The organism is Limoniibacter endophyticus (assembly GCF_014652835.1).
Taxonomy (GTDB): Bacteria; Pseudomonadota; Alphaproteobacteria; order Rhizobiales; family Rhizobiaceae; genus Limoniibacter; species Limoniibacter endophyticus.
Map to the genome: position 1 here is coordinate 277046 of NZ_BMZO01000005.1, position 17834 is coordinate 294879.

The following is a 17834-nucleotide window of genomic DNA, read 5'->3' on the forward strand; positions in this document are numbered from 1 at the left end:
ATCGGGAAAAGCGCTTCCAGACACTGTTCCAGTGTCCATAGCGCTCCTGCAAGCCGCGCCAGATGATATTGTTGACGGCAAATATGCAGAGCCGCCAAAAACAGCCGGTTATCTCGACCCTTGTCGCCTCGCCATGGAAGGGAAGCGCGGAAAACTAAAGCTGCGGCAATCCAAATAGGCGTATCTCTTCTTGATCTCTAGAGAGTGGCAAGAATCTTCTCTACGAAGGCAGGCACGACGAGTGTCGCCGGTCCGTGGTAGGATTCATCGAAATAATCCACCCCTTCCGACGGCTCGAGGTTGAGCTCCACCGAGCGGGCACCGGCATAGCGTGCCTGTTGCACGAAGCCTGCGGCTGGATAGACATTGCCGCTGGTGCCGATGGAGATGAAGAGATCACATCGCTCCAGCGCGTTTTCAATCTGGTTCATCTTGTAGGGGAACTCGCCGAACCAGACGACGTCGGGCCGCAGATGGCCTGGCGTGCTGCAAACGCTGCATACATCGTCAGTGGACAGATCGGAAGCGCAGGCAATGCGGTTGCCACAATTGGCGCAGAGTGCTTTTGCCAGCTCGCCATGCATATGCACGAGTTTCTGCGAACCGGCGCGCTCGTGCAGGTCATCGATATTCTGCGTGACCAGCAGGAAATCCCCCTTGAACTCCTGCTCGAGCTTGGCAAGCGCCAAATGTGCGGCGTTGGGGGCTACATCCGCCAGTTCTCGACGGCGTCCATTATAGAATGTGTGCACCAGTTCCGGCGCTCGCGCAAAGCCTTCCGGTGTCGCGACATCCTCGATGCGGTGGCTCGCCCAAAGTCCGTCGCCGTCGCGAAACGTGGCAACGCCGGACTCCGCGGAAATGCCGGCACCGGTCAGGACGACGATCGACGTTGCTTTCATGCGGGGCTTCCCAGGCTTTCGAAATAATGAGCAGGCAGGAAACGCAGCTGAGGAGAAAAAATCAAGCCTGAGTGCCGCCAACCGTCACTGCATTCATTCGCAGATGTGGCTGACCTACGCCGACCGGCACCCACTGACCGGCCTTTCCGCACATGCCGATTCCGGTGTCCAGCGCAGAATCATTGCCGATCATGGTGATGCGCTTCATCGCGTCCGGACCGTTGCCGATCAGCATCGCGCCCTTGATGGGGCGGGTGACCTTACCATCCTCGATCAAATAAGCTTCAGTGCAACCAAACACGAATTTGCCCGAGGTGATATCGACTTGTCCGCCGCCGAACGAGACGGAATAGATGCCGTTCTTGACCGATGAAATGATTTCTTCCGGCGTGTGTTCGCCTGCGGTCATGAAAGTGTTGGTCATGCGCGGCATCGGACGATGCGCGTAAGATTCACGCCGCCCATTACCGGTGGCGTCCATCCCCATCAGGCGCGCGTTCTGGCGGTCTTGCATGTAGGCGACGAGCTTGCCATCTTCGATCAGGACGTTGCGATTGGTGGGCGTACCCTCGTCATCGATCGAGAGCGAGCCGCGGCGCTCGGAAATCGTGCCGTCATCGACGACGGTCACGCCTTTGGCCGCGACCTGCTGTCCGAGCAATCCGGCAAATGCAGATGTCTTCTTGCGATTGAAATCGCCCTCCAGGCCGTGGCCGACGGCCTCGTGCAACATGACTCCTGGCCAACCCGAACCGAGTACGACATCGAAAGTGCCTGCCGGGGCAGGAGCGGCAGCCAGGTTGACCAGCGCCTGACGCAGCGCTTCCTCCGCTGTTTCCTGCCATTTTCCATCCGCAAGAAATTCGCCGAAGCCTTTGCGCCCCCCGGCACCGGCACTGCCGGTTTCCTGGTGATCGCCATCGCCAACGACCACGGAAACGTTCAGACGTACCAGCGGTCGAACATCCGTCAGATGCTGGCCATCGGCACGTAGGATCTCAATGTGGCTCCAGGAGGCGGCCATCGACACGGTGACCTGACGTACGCGCGCATCCCTGGCGCGCAGATGCGCATCAATTTCGGTCAGAAGCTTGGCCTTGGCGGCAAAGTCCGGTGCATCGATCGGGTTTACGTCGTCATAAAGGCGCTGATTGGTGGGGCGCGGGCCTTCCGCTGGTTTGCCCTCACGTCCCGTCTTCACGGTTGAAACAGCTTCCGAGGCTCGGGCGAGTGCTGCTTTCGTGAGTTCGCCGGAATGCGCGTAACCGGAAGTTTCACCAATCACGCTGCGCAGACCGAACCCGCGATCGGTGGCGAAATTGGCGGTCTTCAGCTTTCCATCATCGAAGAGTAGCGATTCGTTCTGGCTCTGCTGGAGATAAAGCTCGCCATCGTCACAGCCGTGAACGGTATCCGCGACGAGCTTGCGAATTGATTCTTCCGAGACATCGAACTGGGAAAGCAGGCTTTGCATGATCTCGGCCTTTTTGAATGCGCTGATAAAAAAAGCCCGGCGGGAAACCACGCCAGGCGCGTCATCATTTCATTTAGGTGAATGGACCGCCTACTGCAACGCCTTGAAGCCGTCGGCAAAGCCGCTGAGATCGACCGGAATGCCGATGCCTTCTTCAGGGGTTTGAAAAACAATAAAGGTGGCCGACTGGCCCGCATTGAACGTGTCGAGCAGCGATTTCTCCAGAATGACTTCCGCATAGCAGCCGTCCTGGAAACAGCGCACGAAGTAGGCGCGGCCAATGTCCTTGCCATCAACATTGAGTCCCAGGCCATTTGGCAGCAGTACACCGAGCGGCGCCAGAACGCGCAATATCTCGCTTTTGCCGTCTGCCGTTCGCAGAACGACAACCGATAGACCGACTTCGGGACGATCTTCAGCAACAACATTTTGCATCAGGACGCATTGCTCTGCGCTCGCGCCGGCCGGCGTATCGCAGATCACCGACCACGCGCCGTGAGTCGATTTTACGTTGCCTTCCGGGGCGGACTGCTGGGCCAGCGCAGGGGCAGCAATCATGAAAAGTCCGGAAAGAACAGACAGGGCGCTCGTGCGCAGATGTCTCGAAATCATGTCTCATCCCTTGCGAATCGGCGGATTATCGCAGCTTCTGGCAGGTAAAGGAAGGGAAAGCCCTTGTTCAAGCCATTTTCGCTTTGTGCGGCAGGAAAACAAAGCTCTGATAGGTAATTCGGTCATAAATGCGGCCTGGAGTCGCAAGCAGAAACGGATGATTGTGCGATTGTGCTCGAATGTGCATGCTGAATAGGCTTATGTTGTGAATAAGATCACTGGTCTGCCCGGAGGAGTGCGCGCAAATATGCCGCATGGGCAAGCAAGCTGATTTGTTGCGGAGCGAACCGCAGTATGATTTGAACAAGTGAGGCGTGGTTGGGAAAGCATGCTCCCGACAGCTCACGCGTTTGAACGCCGCGAGAAACACGCGGCGGAAGGGGAGAGAGAAGGGATGATGAACAGTTTAGCGGGACGCCCGTCTCGCCTGTGCACCGCAATCGCCTTGGCCCTTTTGGCTGGCACCGGCGGCGCACTGGCAGACCAGCCAACGCCTTGGCAGGCTCGGTTTCAGGAAGCCGCGACCGGCATCATGCACGAGATTACCTGGTTCGAGCATTATACGCTCTGGTTTATCATTCCGATTACCCTGCTCGTTCTCGCGTTGCTTGGCTGGTGCATGTTCCGCTACAGCGAGAAGCGCAACCCGATTCCCTCGCGCACGAGCCATAATACAACGATCGAGGTGATCTGGACGGTGGGGCCAGTTCTCATTCTTCTCGCCTTGGCTGTACCGTCCTTCGCTCTGCTTACCTCGCAATACACCCCTCCGGAAGAGCCGGCGCTGACAATCAAGGCGACGGCGAACCAGTGGAACTGGGACTATGAGTATCAGGTCGGGGAAACATTTTCCTTCAACTCGGCTCTGCTGCCGGATAATGCGCGCGCCGATGCAGGCAAGGAAGACCGGGGGCGCTATCCCCGTCTTCTTGCGGTCGATAATGAAGTGGTCGTGCCGGTGAATACGACGGTGCGTCTGCTGGTAACGGCAAGCGATGTGATCCATGCCTTCGCGCTGCCGGCTTTCGGCCTCAAGACCGATGCGGTGCCGGGGCGCATTAACGAAACCTGGTTCAAGGCGCAGAAGGAGGGGATGTACTACGGTCAATGCTCCGAATTATGCGGACAGGACCATGCCTACATGCCTATCGCGATCCACGTCGTGCCGCAAGCTGACTATGAACAGTGGGTAGCGCGTGCTGCGACAGATGTGCCGGGTGCAAACCGCGCATTGCAGGCAAAGATTGACAGTGAGACGAACGTCGCCGACGCCGGCAACTGACTTCGTCGGATGTGAAGCATAGCAACGGAGCTGAATATGGCGCAGGCCACAGCACATAGCCACGATCATCCGACCGGATGGACACGGTGGGTTTATTCCACCAACCACAAGGACATCGGCACGCTCTACCTGATCTTCGCGATAATCGCGGGCATCGTCGGCGGCTTCCTGTCCGTGATGATGCGCATCGAATTGCAGGAGCCGGGTGTCCAGATTTTCCACGGCCTTGCCAGCATGGTCTACGGGATAGATGGCGATGCTGCCATTGGGGCCGGCCGCCATATGTACAACGTCTTCACGACCGCGCACGGCCTGATCATGATCTTCTTCATGGTGATGCCCGCGCTGATCGGTGGTTTCGCCAACTGGATGCTGCCCATCATGATCGGTGCGCCGGACATGGCGTTCCCGCGCATGAATAATATCTCGTTCTGGCTTCTGCCGCCGTCCTTTATGCTTCTTTTGCTCTCCATGTTCGTGCCGGGTCCGGCCGGCATGTACGGTGTAGGCGGCGGCTGGACGCTGTACCCGCCATTTTCCACCTCCGGCATGCCAGGTCCCGCAGTCGACCTTGCAATCCTGTCGCTCCACATTTCGGGTGCATCATCGATTCTCGGTGCGATCAATTTCATCACCACGATTTTCAACATGCGTGCGCCCGGCATGACACTGCACAAGATGCCGCTCTTTGCCTGGTCGATTCTCGTGACCGCCTTCCTGCTGCTCCTGTCGCTGCCGGTTCTGGCAGGAGGCATCACAATGCTCCTGACCGACCGCAATTTCGGCACGACCTTCTTCACGCCGGATGGCGGCGGCGACCCGATTCTTTATCAGCACCTGTTCTGGTTTTTCGGCCACCCGGAAGTCTATATCATGATCCTGCCGGCCTTCGGCATCGTTAGTCACATTGTCTCGACCTTCTCCAGGAAGCCGGTTTTCGGTTACCTGGGTATGGCCTATGCAATGGTGGCGATCGGTGCGGTTGGCTTCGTCGTGTGGGCGCACCACATGTACACGACCGGCTTGTCGCTCAACACGCAGCGTTACTTCGTTTTCGCCACGATGGTGATCGCGATCCCTACCGGCGTGAAGATATTCTCGTGGATCGCCACAATGTGGGGCGGCTCCATTCAGATGCGTGCGCCGATGCTATGGTCTATTGGCTTCATCTTCCTGTTCACGGTCGGCGGCGTCACCGGTGTGCAGCTTGCGAATGCCGGTCTCGACCGCTCCTTCCACGACACTTACTACGTCGTGGCGCACTTCCACTACGTGCTGTCGCTGGGAGCGGTGTTCGGCATCTTCGCCGGCTGGTACTACTGGTTCCCGAAGATGAGTGGTTATATGTACAATGAGTTTCTGGCGAAAGCCCACTTCTGGGTCATGTTCGTCGGTGTGAACCTCGTCTTTTTCCCGCAGCACTTCCTCGGCCTGGCTGGCATGCCGCGTCGCTACATCGACTATCCGGACGCCTATGCGGGCTGGAACTACGTTTCATCGATAGGTTCTTACATTTCCGCGTTCTCGATCCTGATCTTCCTCATTTCCGTCGCCGAGGCCTTCTCGCGCAAGCGTTTGGCGGGTGACAATCCATGGGGCGAGGGCGCAACGACGCTGGAATGGCAGCTTTCTTCGCCGCCGCCGTTCCATCAGTGGGAACGTTTGCCGCACGTCCGCTAGGTGCATTCGCCTTGCCGGGCGGAGCGTTCCGCACTAAACAATTGCCGGAGGAGGAGCCGGCAAAACGAGACAAGAAAACGGTTATCCGATGACCATTGTGAATGAACAGTATCACGCAGACAATTCCGGACTGGTTTCGGAAGCGATGGCGCGCGACTATGTTTCGCTCCTCAAGCCGCGCGTCATGTCGCTCGTGGTATTCACTGCGATTGTCGGCATGTTGGCCGCTCCGGGATCGATCAACCCGTTCATCGGCTTCATCGCCATTCTGATGATCGCCATTGGTGGCGGTGCGTCAGGGGCTCTTAATATGTGGTATGATGCCGATATTGACGCCGTGATGAGCCGCACGTCAAGGCGCCCGATTCCCAGCGGCCGCATTCGCGGCAGCGATGCGCTTGCATTCGGCGTGGTGCTCTCGGCGCTCTCTGTGCTGACGCTTGGAACACTGGTCAACTGGTTTTCGGGCGCGTTTCTCGCTTTCACCATCTTCTTCTACGTCGTCATCTATACGATGTGGCTGAAACGCTCGACGCCGCAGAACATTGTTATCGGCGGCGCGGCCGGTGCCTTTCCGCCTATGATCGGCTGGGCGGCGGTTACAGGCGGCGTCAGCCTGGAAAGCATTATCCTTTTTGCCATCATCTTCCTTTGGACCCCCCCGCACTTCTGGGCACTGGCGCTGTTCAAATCGGACGATTACGGGCGCGCCGGGGTGCCGATGCTGCCTAACGTTGCGGGTCATGCCGCAACGCGTCTGCAGATCCTTGTCTATACGCTGATCGTTGCACCGCTGGGCGTAGCTCCGTGGCTGCTGGGATATCGCAGCGCCTTTTATGGCTTCCTGGCCTTCGCTCTTGGTGCCTGGTTCATTTATCGCGCGATTGCCGTCTACCGTATGCCTGACAGCGATACGCAGATGGTCCCCGCCAAGAAGATGTTCAAGTTTTCGCTTGTCTACCTGTCGGCGATTTTCGCCGTATATCTGGTCGAAAGCGTCGTGGTTCGTTTCTATGGAGCATAAGCGGGTGGAGCATACGCAAAGTGAAGGGGAAGTGGTGCTGACGGAGGCGCAGAAAAAGGCGCGCCGCAGCCGGTCCATTGCCATTGCACTCGCGCTCGCTGCCATGGTCGTCCTTTTTTATATCGCCACAATCGTCAAATTTGGACCGGAGCTGTTCCAGAGGCCACTGTAAACCAGCGAACCGGCAAGTCGGGTCGCAATAGCGAGAGACTGAGCAATAGAACGTTCGAAAGAGCGAAATTGCTGCGGGGAGGGAGGAGATGAGCAACATGCGCAATGCGTCTTCCACCGACAGGTCCAACCTGCGGGTGGCGCTGATGTGCGGCACCATCTTCTTCTCCATGGTGGGGCTCGCTTTCGCATCCGTGCCGCTCTATCGCTTATTTTGTCAGGTGACCGGCTATGGCGGCACGACGCAGCGCGCAGAGCAACAATATTCCGATACCATACTGGATCGCGAAATCACGGTCCGCTTCGACGCGAATACATCCGGCGGGCTAGGCTGGGATTTTGCGCCGGTGCAGCGCGACGTGACGCTGAAGCTCGGCGAAACGGTGCAGATCGCCTATAAGGCGCAGAACAAGGCCTCTTATTCGACTTCCGGGCGAGCGACCTTTAATGTGACGCCCGAACTGGCCGGCGCCTATTTCAACAAGATCGAGTGTTTTTGCTTCACCGATACCGAGCTGAAACCGGGCGAAACGCTCGACATGCCGGTCGTGTTCTTCGTTGATCCCGATATTATCAATGCACCGGAACTGAAAAACATCCGCACCATCACATTGTCCTATACCTTCTTCCCGCTGGACAGGGACAAGCCGCAGGCAAATTCGGCAAAGCTGGGAGAAGGTGAGGAGGAACACCGAAAGGTCGAGGGCAACAATGGCTGACGCGCATACCAAACACCATGATTATCATCTCGTCGATCCCAGCCCCTGGCCGTTCATGGCTGGCATCGCGGCCTTCCTTATGGCAATCGGCGGCGTGGCCTGGATGCAGTCGCTGAAAGGCGGCGCGCTGCCTCTATTCGGTTTCGATTTTGCAACCGCGCATTGGTACATCTTCGCCATCGGCTTGGCACTGATGCTCTACGTTATGTACGCCTGGTGGGCGGACACGATCAAGGAGGGGCAGGAAGGCGCACACACGCCAGTGGTGCTCCTGCACCTGCGCTACGGCATGATCATGTTCATCGCCTCCGAGGTAATGTTCTTTGTCGCTTGGTTCTGGGCCTTCTTCGATGCCAGCCTTTTCCCTGGCGAGGCAACGCAGGCAACGCGCGCGGAATTCACCGGTGGGACTTGGCCGCCCCAGGGTATCGAGGTGCTCGATCCGTTCCATCTACCTCTATATAATACGATCATTCTGCTGCTTTCAGGCACAACGGTAACCTGGGCGCATCACGCGTTGCTGCATAATGATCGCCGGGGTGTGATTGCCGGATTGTCGCTCACCGTCGCGCTCGGGGTGCTTTTCTCCTATGTCCAGTATTATGAATATGCCCATGCTCCGTTCGAGTTCGCCAATTCGATCTATGGCGCGACCTTCTTCATGGCGACGGGGTTTCACGGCTTCCATGTGATCATCGGCACGATCTTCCTGGCTGTTTGTCTGATCCGAGCAATCAAGGGCCATTTCACTCCGGAACGCCATTACGCGTTCGAAGCCGCTGCCTGGTATTGGCACTTCGTCGACGTCGTTTGGCTTTTTCTGTTTGCCTCGATCTACGTCTGGGCATCATTCGGCGCGACGATTGCCACGCATTGATCGCATCTCGCTCTGCGCCCAGCCTTCGCTTTCGATCGGAGGTTGTGGCCTGAGCTGTGCGGGCGAGAGCGCAAGTAAAGTATGAGCATGTCCACCGATAGCGGCCGCCCCCTCAACAAGCGCCTCCTTGTCTTCACGTTCGTCGTCTACGGGCTGGTGATGGCAGCACTTCTGTCGCTCGGTACGTGGCAGGTGCAGCGTCTGGCGTGGAAGGAAGGGCTGCTCGCCAATATTCAGGCGCGGACAAGCGATACTCCTGCAAGTCTAACCGAGATTGAGATGCTTTATGCAAAAGGCGAGGATATCGAATATCGGCCGGTCGTTCTGCACGGCACGTTCGATCACACGCAGGAAAGTCATTTCTTCGCCACCCATAAAGGAGAAAGCGGCTTCTATCTTTATACGCCACTTATACTGACTGACGGACGCACGGTGATCGTCAATCGGGGGTTCGTTCCCTATGCGTTGAAGGACCAGACGACGCGACCGGAAACACTTGTAGGGAGCGCGGTGGAAGTCATCGGTCTTGCACGCAATCGTCTGCCCGAAAAGCCTTCCTTCATCGTTCCTGAAAACGACCCGTCCAAGAACCTGTATTACTGGAAGGATTGGGTAGTGATGGTGGAGCAGGCTGGCCTCGATCCGTCCCGCACATTGCCCTTCTTCGTCGATGAGCGCGCCCGCGAAGGCGAACCTTTTTATCCCGTGGGCGGCGTTACTCTTGTCGATCTGCCTAACAGCCATCTGCAATATGCACTGACCTGGTATGGACTTGCTGCGACGCTGACTATCATGCTGATATTCTGGCTGGTGGCTTCAATCCGAAGAACACGATTGGCCTCCTGAAAGCGCATAAGACCTGGGCTAAATGCAACCACAGGTCTTGATCACGCCTCTTTCCCTTGACAGACGGGGGGCAAGCCTTCATCTCCCAGGGAACTGAAAGAATGGACGACATGGTACAATCAGTTCCCGCGAACGCATCCTCTAAGCCGCCACTCACGATCCGACTGTGCGAACCGCGCGGTTTTTGCGCCGGCGTCGACCGCGCCATTCAGATCGTCGTTCTGGCGCTGAAGAAGTATGGTGCACCGGTCTATGTTCGTCACGAGATCGTGCACAATAAATACGTTGTCGAAGGTCTCAAGGCGATGGGCGCGGTCTTCATAGAAGAACTGCACGAAATTCCAGCCGAGCATATCGATTCTCCAGTTGTTTTTTCGGCTCATGGCGTGCCGAAATCGGTGCCGCGCGACGCTCAAGCGCGCAACCTTCTCTATCTTGACGCAACTTGTCCGCTGGTTTCCAAGGTCCACAAGCAGGCGATCCGTCACCACCGCTTGGGACGTCATGTGCTTCTCGTCGGTCATGCCGGTCATCCGGAAGTAATTGGTACGATGGGCCAGCTGGAAGACGGCGCGGTGACCCTGATCGAGACGGAGGAAGATGTCGCCAATCTCAAGCGCGAAGAGGGGCAGGAACTCGGATTCGTGTCGCAGACTACTCTATCGGTCGATGATACGGAGGCGATTCTCAAGGCCTTGATGACGCGCTTTCCCGACGTGCATGCTCCGGCAGCTGAATCGATCTGTTATGCGACCACCAACCGTCAGGACGCAGTGAAGGAAGCAGCTCCTGGCGTCGATATGTTTCTTATCGTCGGGGCGCCGAACTCCTCCAATTCCATGCGTCTTGTCGAAGTGGCGACGCGTTTCGGTGCGAAGGATTCCATGCTTGTGCAAGGGGCTGCTGATATTGACTGGTCGAAGGTTGAGGGCATTGCGACGCTCGGCCTTTCTGCCGGTGCGTCAGCTCCGGAAATTCTCGTTGACGAAATCATCAACGGTTTCCGTGACCGCTTTGACGTCACGCTCGACCTCGCCATCACGGCAAAAGAGACAGAAAACTTCCCCGTCATGCGCGCGTTGCGCGATGTGGAACTGACGCGTCAGGACATGGCTTATTTCAATGGAGCAGCCTGATGGCGGTCTACACGGATGTGAACGAGGAAGAGCTTTCCTCCTTTCTGACGAGCTATCCTGTAGGTGATCTCCTGTCTTATAAGGGTATTGCCGAAGGTACAGAAAATTCGAACTATCTGCTGCACACGACCGGCGGCTCCTTTATCCTGACGCTTTACGAGAAGCGCGTGAATGCGGATGATCTACCGTTCTTTCTAGGGCTGATGCAGCATCTGGCGCAATCTGGCGTAGAATGCCCACTGCCTGTCGCGCGCCAGGATGGTGCGCTGGTCGGCCAGCTGGCTGGGCGGCATGCGGCGCTCATTACCTTTTTGGAAGGTATGTGGCTACGGAAGCCTGCGGCTGTGCACTGCCGCGCTGTCGGGGCAGCTCTGGCTAATCTGCACATTGCCGGCTCAAGCTTCCCGATGGCGCGTACGAACAGCATGGGCGTGCCGGAATGGCATCGTCTTTGGGAAGGCTCGCGAGAGGAAGCCGATACGGTGGAACCAGGTCTCCGGGAGGAGCTTGATCGCGAGATGTCGATTATCGACACGCAATGGCCGGGCGATCTGCCCTCGGGCATTGTGCATGCCGATCTCTTTCCAGACAATGTGTTCTTCCTGGGCGATCAGGTTTCAGGGTTGATCGACTTCTATTTCGCCTGCAATGATGCTTTTGCTTATGATATTGCGATTTGCCTGAATGCGTGGTGTTTCGAGAAGGATTTCTCCTTCAACCTGACGAAGGGTGTTGCTCTGCTTGCGGGCTATCAATCGGTGCGTCCGCTGGAGGAGATCGAGGTTGAGGCGCTGCCGGTTCTCGTGCGCGGCGCAGCTCTCCGTTTCCAGCTTTCACGTCTTTATGATTGGCTCAATATTCCCGACGGACCGTTGGTCAAAAAGCGTGATCCGCTGGAATATATGCGCAAGCTACGCGCTCATCGTCACATCCGCTCAGCGAAAGAATATGGCTGGACTCCGGTTGCAAGCATAGCAGCGGCTTCATGAAGAAGATCGAGATTTTCACCGACGGCGCGTGCTCGGGCAATCCCGGCCCGGGCGGATGGGGCGCCATTCTGCGCTACAAGGACAATGTGCGCGAGATGAATGGTGGCGAGGCGCTGACCACAAACAATCGCATGGAACTACTTGCTACCATTTCCGCGCTCGGTGCGCTGAAGGAGCAGTGCGAAGTCGATCTCTACACAGATTCGAAATATGTCATGGACGGCATCGAAAAATGGATTCACGGCTGGAAGCGTAATGGCTGGAAGACCGCCGACAAGAAGCCGGTGAAGAATGGCGAACTATGGCAGGCGCTCGATGAGGCGCGCGCCAGGCACAAGGTGAGCTTTCATTGGGTAAAGGGCCATGCCGGACATCCGGAAAACGAACGTGCCGACGAACTGGCGCGCGAGGGCATGAAACCGTTCAAAAAGACTGCATAAGGAAAGGGCGGGAGATGATCCCGCCTTTTTCTATCAAAGCTGCTCGATCAGATGCGCGGCACCCGATTCGACGGCCTGTCCTGGCGAATCTTCGATGTTGAGTGCTGTGACTTTGCCGTCTTCTACGATTGCTGAGAAGCGCTTGGAGCGAACGCCCATGCCGTGAGGGGTAAGATCAGCGTCGAGGCCAACAGATTTGACGAAATCGCCGCTTCCATCGGCCAAAAATACGATCTTGCCTTCAGCACCTGTATGCTTGGCCCAAGCCTTCATGACGAAGACGTCGTTGACGGCGACCACGGCGATGGTATCGACGCCCTTGGCCTTGATCGCGTCGAAATTATCGAGATAACCCGGCAGGTGATTATTGTTGCAAGTGGGCGTAAACGCGCCTGGAACACCGAACAGAACCACCTTCTTCCCGGCAAAAAGTTCGGCAGTGTCGACTTCCTGCGGGCCGTCTGCGCCCGGGGTCTTGAATTTTGCAGCGGGGAGCTTCTCGCCGACGGAAATGGTCATGGTCTAACCTCGAAATGAACTGGCGCACGCCAGATGAATTTACTTGTGCGGGACCGGGTATGGTAGGTAGCCAGCGACGGCGTTGCCCTCGCTTTCCAGCGTATAGGCAAGACCCGGTCCACTCGGAGTTTCATCCGGGCGCGCGAGAATCTCAACAGAAAACATGTGGCTCGCCTCGGCTTTTTTCTCGGGCATGGCCAGTCGATAGCCATCGGACCCGGCGACGAAGAGAACGGCGTTCGTATCACCTTCGGGAAGGTCCAGTCGTATGTCGAGCATGTTCTCGGTCTGCCTATCGATTCGCGCCGAAAAGTCCTCGTTCGCCTTTTTTGGCAAAGCCTCAAAGGCGCGGTTGATGGCGAGAGTCTCACGCAGGTTTTCAAGCTCGGTGACTGGAACGGCCAGTTGGCCGTCTACAGGCACGCATATGTCCTGACAGACACCGAGGAAGAAGTGCACGGCGATGTCGCCACGCTGCCCGGGCCTCATCGTGAAGGTCAGAGGCAGCGCGACACGCTCCTTGTAGCCGGCCCAATCACCGTATTTGTCCTCAAAACGCTTTGGCGGAGGAAAACCGATCTCAACATTTGCAATGTGCGGGGCGGGCTTGGTGTCGATTTCCGGAGCCACGCCTGAATCGCCCGGGTCGCGCCAGTAGGTTTTCCAGCCCGGCTCAAGCTCGATTTCCAGCGCACCGCGTACCACCCCAGGCGTATCTGAGCGAGAGGCGAGTAGGCGGATCCTCGCGCCTTCGGTCTCGAACCAGCCGCTTGCACCCGCATGGGCCGATTGAAGGAAGGGCGTTGAGAAAAACAGCGAAAGCGCGACGGGTAAAAAGACTTTAGTCATGGTCAATTTATGCCTGCCTTCTGCTTCAATTGGAAAGCAAAATCGCTTCATTTTCGTGTGAGAGCCGTACGGCGTTGAGGAACCAGTACTATTGACGATAGTTCGGCTTTTCTTGACTGGTGAAAGAGGCTAGCCTTTCGATCATGGATCAACACATCATAAATATGAAATCCGGCGAACCCGGCTTTCTCGACGGTCACTTCCTCATTGCCATGCCCGGCATGTTGGATGAGCGATTCTCGCGCGCCGTCGTCTATCTTTGCGCGCACTCCGATGACGGAGCCATGGGGCTGATCGTCAACCAGCCGCAGGGTGTGGGATTTTCCGATCTTCTGGTTCAGCTTGGTCTCGTCAAGCAGGAGGATGCCATCCGACTGCCCGAAATGGCGCGTGTCCTCGTCGTTCGTAATGGTGGACCGGTCGATCGATCGCGCGGGTTCGTGCTACACAGCCAGGATTATGCGACCGACTCGACCCTCGCAGTGTCCGACACGATCGCGTTGACGGCGACGGTCGATATTCTGAAGGCGATTTCGCAGGGCATCGGCCCGAAGCAAGCGCTGATGGCGCTCGGCTACTCTGGCTGGGGCGCGGGGCAGCTCGAGCAGGAAATTGCAGATAATGGCTGGCTGGTATGTCCCGCGACAGATGATCTTCTATTCGATAGTCCCGTTGAAACGGTCTATGAGCGTGCGCTCAATAAGCTGAATGTCGATCCTGCTCGCCTGAGCAATACAACCGGCCACGCCTGACGCTCTCGCAGAGCCAGCAGCAGGGGAATTAACTCGCCTGCTTTTCCGGCACCACCGGCTGAAGACCCTCGCGCAATAGTTGGATCACGTCTGCGGGAAGCAGCGTATTGCCTGCCTGTGTGGTCTGCATATATTCGCAGCCCATCTGGCGCAGATGCAGCGCATCAGCCTCATTGGCAACGTCTTCGACAATGACCGCGAGGCCTAACTCATGCGCAAGATTGACCATCGAACGCAGCAGAATGACACGCTTGTTTGCATCCAGCTCCACGAAGTTCGGTGAAATCTTCAAAGTGTCGAAGGGCAGGCGCGTTATATAGGCAAGAGAACAGTTGCCGGAACCGAAGCGGTCGAGTGTAAGACCCACGCCCATCTGCTGGAGGCGCATCAGTACCTGTGCAATCTGTTCGGGATTTTCCATCACATCAGCCTCGTTAATTTCGAGGCGCAATGCACGGGGTTTGATATTGGCCCGCGCAATGACAGAGCGCACATCATTGACCAGTTCGTCTCGCAGCAGCACGGATGCACCGATCTTGACCGAAACTGAAAGCGGTATATTGCCAGATTGGCGGGACCACTGCGATAAATCATCGGCGGCGCCCTGCATCATGGTCTTGAGCAAGGACGGTGCCATGCCGCAAGACAGCGCGGTCGGCAGGAAATCATGAGCCTCGATCAGTCCGCGCCGCGGATTGTCCCAATGGAGGATGGTCTGGAAGCACGCGACCGAACGATCTTCGATGCGATAGACCGGCAGGTAGGAAAGGTAGAATTCCTTACGCTCAATGGCACGTTTGAGATCGGATTGCAGTTGCTGACGATCATTGCCCGCACTGCGGAAGGCCGGACGAAACGGTTCGATACGGTCGCCGCCTGAACTTTTGGCTTGATGCATGGCAAGTTCGGCATCTTTCAGCATGTCCTCGGCACAGGTCAGCGCCTGTGTCCAGGTGATCAGGCCGATTGAAGGCGTCAATACGACCTCGCGTTTGGCGAAGACGATTGGTGCTCGAATCGCCTGACGGATGGCATCCGCCATGGCTGCGATGCGCGCAGGCTCCTGTTCAGAGAGGAGCATCAAGGCGAACTGGTCACCGGAGAGACGCGCCAGACTGTCATTGGGACGCAGGATACGATGCAGGCGGCGCGCAATCGTCAGCAGAATCGTATCGCCAGCCGAGATGCCGAGCTGATCGTTGATGCGCTTGAAATCGTCAATGTCGACGACGAACAGTGTCGGGCGCGCCGTCGCGCCTGATTTTAGGACGGTAATCGTCGCGTCGAGGCGGTTGAGGAAGATTTCGCGATTGGCAAGGCCGGTCAGATTGTCATGCGCGGCGTCGCGCAGGAGGCGCTGTTCGGCCTGCTTCTGCTTGGTAATGTCTATCATCGTGCCGACGCAGCGGATGATTTCGCCATCAGAGCCCATGACGGGGCGCGCACGTAGCGCATACCAGTGATAATGGCCGTCCGCGCCGCGCATGCGGATGGACTGAGAGAGCCGCCCGCGCTTCTGCTCGATCAGTGCGTCCAGTGTGCTGCGGAAGATGTCGCGGTCATCGGGGTGCAGCATGGGTAACCAGTCGCGTGCCGGTCCGACCAGCTCGTTCTGTTCATGACCGAGCAGAGCAGCAATATCCGGTCGCGTGACAATGCGGTCGCGCGCAACGTCCCAGTCCCATACGATGTCGCCGGCACCGGTCACCGCCAAGGCCTGACGCTCCATGTCGGAGAACAGACCAGTGTGAAGCGCGCCGCCCGTAAAGGCATGCTGGATAACGGTGAAGCCGATCAGCAGGATGATGAGAACGAGCGCGCCACCGAGCGCGGGCTGGATGATATCATTGTTGAGAATGCCGGAAATCGCCAGCCAGGAGCCGCCGAGCCAGGTCAGCACCATAAGCCAGCTTGGCACCAGCATAATAGCTCGGTCGAAGCCCTGATAACCGAGATAGACGATGAGGCCGAGGCCAAGCAAGGCGGTCGCGGCAATCGAAATACGTGCAAGACCTGCGGCCAGGTTCGGCTCGAATACTGCGAAGCCGGCGATCAAACACAAAAACGCCGTCCAAACCACTGCGCCATAACTGAAATGGCCATGCCACCGGTTCAGATTCAAATAGGTGAACAAAAAGACCATCAAGGTCGTTGCCAGGGCGACTTCCGCACCTGCGCGCCATATTTGTTCATTGCCGGGCGCAATCTCCATCACTTGATTAAGAAAGCCGAAATCGACGCATATATAGGCCAGAACCGACCATGCAAGCGCCGCAGTTGCGGGAAACATCGACGTACCGCGCACAACAAAAAGAATGGTCAGGAAAAGCGCCAACAGCCCTGCAATGCCAATGACGATACCGCGATAGAGTGTGTAGGAGTTGATGGAATCCTTGTAGGCATCCGGCTGCCACAAATAGATCTGCGGCAGGTTTGACGCGCTCATTTCAGCAACAAACGTAACCACTGCGCCCGGATTTATGGTCAGCAGGAAGACGTCTGCATCGGCACTCTTCTGACGATCCAGGGCGAAACCCTCGGAAGGGGTAATCGTCGAGATGCGGCGCGAACCCAGGTCAGGCTTCAGAAGTCCTGAATCGACAAGGCGAAAATGGGGAGCAACGATGAGGCGGTCGAGCTGCTGGTCGCTCGTATTGGCCAGTGCGAACACGGCCCAGTTGCCGTTCGACTGCTGGTCTTTCGGCTCCACTTCGATACGCCGAACGATACCGTCCTCTCCAGGAGCCGTGGAAACCTGAAAACTGCCGCTCTGGTTGCGATAGATCTCGACAGCCTGTGTCAAGTCGAGCGCCGCGCTGTCAGGAGTGATGACGATGGGTTCCAGTGCCTGTGCCATACCCGCAGTGGCGATCAGCGAAGCAATCGCGACCAGCCAGGAAGCAAGGATGCGGAAGAATGCTCGTTCAGCCAAATCAGCCTCTCGTCGCCAGGTCCGGATGCGTAGGCGCGACCCGGGAATATAAAAAGTGATCCTGCCATTCGCCATTGATGCGCAAATAGGAACGCAGCAATCCTTCCTTCTGGAAGCCGGATTTCTCCAGAACCCGCATGGATCGTCTGTTAGAGGGGATACAGGCTGCTTCCAGCCGGTGCAAGCCGAGCTTGCCGAAAGCGTGGGATACCAACAGTTCTACTGCATCGACCATGTAACCCTGGCCTGCATGTCTTGCACCGACCCAGTATCCGATCGAACCGGCTTGGGTGACGCCATATCTGATATTGCTCAAGGTGATGCCCCCGACGAGGTCAAGGTCCGACCTTTTCCTGATAAAAAAGGCAACGGCATGGCCTTTCTTGGCCTCGCGCGTGATCGCCCTTAATCTTGTTCGGTAGGTAATATAATCGAGCTCGTTTGCCGCCCAGCTAGGCTCCCAAGGTTCAAGAAATGTGCGACTTTCCGCTCTTAACGTTGCCCATTCCTCATAATCGCCCTTCTGCGGGCTGCGCAAGATAAGGCGTCCGCCTGTCAACGAAAGGGGAGGTGCCCGTTCTACTAGCCATTCGAGCATGCGCCTTCACCATTCCTTTCGAAACGCGAACG

General features: G+C 57.2%; 18 protein-coding genes. 11 read left to right on the forward strand and 7 right to left on the reverse strand.

The genetic code is table 11. The features are described from left to right. Nucleotides 1–197: 197 nt before the first annotated feature. The 3 genes from cobB to IE151_RS09320 all read right to left on the reverse strand — a co-directional run bounded on the left by cobB (nucleotide 198) and on the right by IE151_RS09320 (nucleotide 2934). Entirely contained in the window at nucleotides 198–902 is a 705-nt protein-coding gene (gene cobB, locus IE151_RS09310; RefSeq protein WP_189489716.1) for a Sir2 family NAD+-dependent deacetylase, read from the reverse strand. 61 nt (nucleotides 903–963) lie between these two features. Next, nucleotides 964–2376, reverse strand: a complete 1413-nt coding sequence (gene tldD / locus IE151_RS09315) for a metalloprotease TldD (RefSeq protein ID WP_189489717.1) — start codon at nucleotides 2374–2376, stop codon at nucleotides 964–966. Between the two features lie 90 nt (nucleotides 2377–2466). Further along, a complete protein-coding gene (locus IE151_RS09320) occupies nucleotides 2467–2934 on the reverse strand; it encodes an invasion associated locus B family protein (protein ID WP_244636685.1) in 468 nt (155 codons plus the stop codon). A 448-nt stretch (nucleotides 2935–3382) separates the two neighbouring features. Here IE151_RS09320 and coxB point away from each other — a divergent pair, with 448 nt between their 5' ends. From coxB to rnhA, 10 genes are all read left to right on the forward strand, one after another. Then, nucleotides 3383–4270, forward strand: a complete 888-nt coding sequence (gene coxB, locus IE151_RS09325; protein WP_244636678.1) for a cytochrome c oxidase subunit II — start codon at nucleotides 3383–3385, stop codon at nucleotides 4268–4270. A gap of 36 nt (nucleotides 4271–4306) precedes the next feature. Further along, nucleotides 4307–5950, forward strand: coding sequence for a cytochrome c oxidase subunit I (ctaD, locus tag IE151_RS09330; RefSeq protein ID WP_189489719.1), 1644 nt, complete (start codon nucleotides 4307–4309; stop codon nucleotides 5948–5950). Between the two features lie 88 nt (nucleotides 5951–6038). Then, nucleotides 6039–6974, forward strand: a complete 936-nt coding sequence (locus tag IE151_RS09335; protein WP_189489720.1) for a heme o synthase — start codon at nucleotides 6039–6041, stop codon at nucleotides 6972–6974. Next, on the forward strand, nucleotides 6964–7146 hold the full coding sequence (locus IE151_RS09340) for a hypothetical protein (RefSeq protein WP_189489721.1): 183 nt from the start codon (nucleotides 6964–6966) through the stop codon (nucleotides 7144–7146). Before IE151_RS09335 ends, IE151_RS09340 begins: the two co-directional genes overlap by 11 nt. Before the next feature lie 88 nt (nucleotides 7147–7234). After that, on the forward strand, nucleotides 7235–7864 hold the full coding sequence (locus IE151_RS09345; RefSeq protein ID WP_189489722.1) for a cytochrome c oxidase assembly protein: 630 nt from the start codon (nucleotides 7235–7237) through the stop codon (nucleotides 7862–7864). Then, the gene (locus tag IE151_RS09350; protein WP_189489723.1) at nucleotides 7857–8741 is read left to right on the forward strand and encodes a cytochrome c oxidase subunit 3; all 885 of its coding nucleotides are present in this window, start codon (nucleotides 7857–7859) and stop codon (nucleotides 8739–8741) included. The genes IE151_RS09345 and IE151_RS09350 overlap by 8 nt, the downstream gene beginning before the upstream one ends. Before the next feature lie 81 nt (nucleotides 8742–8822). Next, entirely contained in the window at nucleotides 8823–9587 is a 765-nt protein-coding gene (locus tag IE151_RS09355) for an SURF1 family protein (RefSeq protein ID WP_244636679.1), read from the forward strand. Between the two features lie 110 nt (nucleotides 9588–9697). Beyond that, entirely contained in the window at nucleotides 9698–10723 is a 1026-nt protein-coding gene (gene ispH / locus IE151_RS09360) for a 4-hydroxy-3-methylbut-2-enyl diphosphate reductase (protein WP_189489776.1), read from the forward strand. Then, entirely contained in the window at nucleotides 10723–11712 is a 990-nt protein-coding gene (locus IE151_RS09365; protein ID WP_189489724.1) for a homoserine kinase, read from the forward strand. Before ispH ends, IE151_RS09365 begins: the two co-directional genes overlap by 1 nt. Next, nucleotides 11709–12152: a ribonuclease HI gene (gene rnhA / locus IE151_RS09370; protein ID WP_189489725.1), complete on the forward strand. Its 444-nt coding sequence runs from the start codon at nucleotides 11709–11711 to the stop codon at nucleotides 12150–12152. Before IE151_RS09365 ends, rnhA begins: the two co-directional genes overlap by 4 nt. 33 nt (nucleotides 12153–12185) lie before the next feature. On the opposite strand, the gene IE151_RS09375 is transcribed toward rnhA, so the two are convergent. Next, nucleotides 12186–12671, reverse strand: coding sequence for a peroxiredoxin (locus tag IE151_RS09375; RefSeq protein ID WP_189489726.1), 486 nt, complete (start codon nucleotides 12669–12671; stop codon nucleotides 12186–12188). A 39-nt stretch (nucleotides 12672–12710) separates the two neighbouring features. Next, nucleotides 12711–13520 carry a protein-disulfide reductase DsbD domain-containing protein gene (locus tag IE151_RS09380; protein WP_189489727.1) on the reverse strand — a complete coding sequence of 270 codons (810 nt, stop codon included), beginning with the start codon at nucleotides 13518–13520 and terminating at the stop codon, nucleotides 12711–12713. A gap of 143 nt (nucleotides 13521–13663) precedes the next feature. Between IE151_RS09380 and IE151_RS09385 the strand changes: the two genes are divergently transcribed. Beyond that, entirely contained in the window at nucleotides 13664–14272 is a 609-nt protein-coding gene (locus IE151_RS09385; RefSeq protein ID WP_189489728.1) for a YqgE/AlgH family protein, read from the forward strand. A 28-nt stretch (nucleotides 14273–14300) separates the two neighbouring features. On the opposite strand, the gene IE151_RS09390 is transcribed toward IE151_RS09385, so the two are convergent. Continuing rightward, complete coding sequence (locus IE151_RS09390; protein ID WP_189489777.1) at nucleotides 14301–17129, reverse strand: EAL domain-containing protein; 2829 nt, start codon at nucleotides 17127–17129, stop codon at nucleotides 14301–14303. A 76-nt stretch (nucleotides 17130–17205) separates the two neighbouring features. Further along, the gene (locus IE151_RS09395; protein WP_189489729.1) at nucleotides 17206–17802 is read right to left on the reverse strand and encodes a GNAT family N-acetyltransferase; all 597 of its coding nucleotides are present in this window, start codon (nucleotides 17800–17802) and stop codon (nucleotides 17206–17208) included. Between the last annotated feature and the right edge of the window lie 32 nt (nucleotides 17803–17834).

Coding starts and splice junctions, on each gene's coding strand:
- IE151_RS09390 (WP_189489777.1), bottom strand. CDS start 17,129: ATGGCACAGGCACTGGAACCCATCGTCATCACTCCTGACAGCGCGGCG.
- cobB (WP_189489716.1), bottom strand. CDS start 902: ATGAAAGCAACGTCGATCGTCGTCCTGACCGGTGCCGGCATTTCCGCG.
- coxB (WP_244636678.1), top strand. CDS start 3,383: ATGATGAACAGTTTAGCGGGACGCCCGTCTCGCCTGTGCACCGCAATC.
- rnhA (WP_189489725.1), top strand. CDS start 11,709: ATGAAGAAGATCGAGATTTTCACCGACGGCGCGTGCTCGGGCAATCCC.
- IE151_RS09385 (WP_189489728.1), top strand. CDS start 13,664: ATGGATCAACACATCATAAATATGAAATCCGGCGAACCCGGCTTTCTC.
- ctaD (WP_189489719.1), top strand. CDS start 4,307: ATGGCGCAGGCCACAGCACATAGCCACGATCATCCGACCGGATGGACA.
- IE151_RS09335 (WP_189489720.1), top strand. CDS start 6,039: ATGACCATTGTGAATGAACAGTATCACGCAGACAATTCCGGACTGGTT.
- ispH (WP_189489776.1), top strand. CDS start 9,698: ATGGTACAATCAGTTCCCGCGAACGCATCCTCTAAGCCGCCACTCACG.
- IE151_RS09355 (WP_244636679.1), top strand. CDS start 8,823: ATGAGCATGTCCACCGATAGCGGCCGCCCCCTCAACAAGCGCCTCCTT.
- IE151_RS09320 (WP_244636685.1), bottom strand. CDS start 2,934: ATGATTGCTGCCCCTGCGCTGGCCCAGCAGTCCGCCCCGGAAGGCAAC.
- IE151_RS09345 (WP_189489722.1), top strand. CDS start 7,235: ATGAGCAACATGCGCAATGCGTCTTCCACCGACAGGTCCAACCTGCGG.
- IE151_RS09395 (WP_189489729.1), bottom strand. CDS start 17,802: ATGCTCGAATGGCTAGTAGAACGGGCACCTCCCCTTTCGTTGACAGGC.
- IE151_RS09365 (WP_189489724.1), top strand. CDS start 10,723: ATGGCGGTCTACACGGATGTGAACGAGGAAGAGCTTTCCTCCTTTCTG.
- IE151_RS09380 (WP_189489727.1), bottom strand. CDS start 13,520: ATGACTAAAGTCTTTTTACCCGTCGCGCTTTCGCTGTTTTTCTCAACG.
- tldD (WP_189489717.1), bottom strand. CDS start 2,376: ATGCAAAGCCTGCTTTCCCAGTTCGATGTCTCGGAAGAATCAATTCGC.
- IE151_RS09350 (WP_189489723.1), top strand. CDS start 7,857: ATGGCTGACGCGCATACCAAACACCATGATTATCATCTCGTCGATCCC.
- IE151_RS09375 (WP_189489726.1), bottom strand. CDS start 12,671: ATGACCATTTCCGTCGGCGAGAAGCTCCCCGCTGCAAAATTCAAGACC.
- IE151_RS09340 (WP_189489721.1), top strand. CDS start 6,964: ATGGAGCATAAGCGGGTGGAGCATACGCAAAGTGAAGGGGAAGTGGTG.